This window comes from Stenotrophomonas sp. P5_A8 (assembly GCF_056400545.1).
This window is the reverse complement of the sequence record NZ_JBFULB010000633.1, coordinates 1-734: the sequence shown is the minus strand read 5'-3', so window position 1 is coordinate 734 and position 734 is coordinate 1. Positions and strand designations below refer to the sequence as shown.

The 734-nt window shown below is 55.0% G+C and carries 1 protein-coding gene; it reads left to right on the top strand.

The annotated features are described in order from the left end of the window. Positions 1 to 279: 279 nt before the first annotated feature. Positions 280 to 734 (top strand): hypothetical protein (locus AC1DQP_RS21185; protein WP_478052516.1); only part of this gene is annotated, 455 nt, incomplete at its 3' end.

Genomic DNA, 734 nt, shown 5'->3' with positions numbered 1-734 from the left:
CTAGTAGACATTCCCTCTTTTATTGTCCGCTCAGCGACGCATGAGCGAGTTCCCTGAGGGCTCTCGATATTCCTGATCAACGGTAGTAGCGAGATCGCTTCGCGAGCCTCGCCGCGCGTCGATGCAGGGCAAGGGGCAGACAGAGCCGCATGGCCAACAGCCCTCTCGATTGCCCTCCGACATTCAAGCTAAAGGCGATCCGAGCGATGGATTTGTTCGCTTCTCACCCATAGCATCTAGCCACCGACTGTATGTACATGATGAGAGGAGCTCCTAGTCATGGAGGAACTTGAACTCGACGCAAGCCGCTTCTGGAGAGACTTTGATAGCGCCTGCCGCGGCTCATATCACGACGGCACGGAACAGCAGTACGAACGACTCACGCTATTGGCACTCTATGCATGGGTAATCCAGCGTGATGATCTCGCAGAGCAAGAGACTGATCGCTTGCCTCCTGGAAGAAGCACTACAGCGTGGTGGGGAGCTCTGATGAACCACGTTCGAGCGAAGCTCGATCTCGCCCAGGCTCTACCATTCGATGGGGAGGGCGCACCTAAGGATCTGATCATCCACGCACTGCGATTTCTTTCCGGTGCGAGAGCTCTCTCTCGCCGCACACTCGCTTACTTCTTTGATTATCGCTTCCTTAGACTTGCTGAAAACGAAAGCGGGAGGCACCGCTTTCTGTCCCACTTTTCCGCATCCCTTGCAAACTCCACTAGTCGATCTAAGGA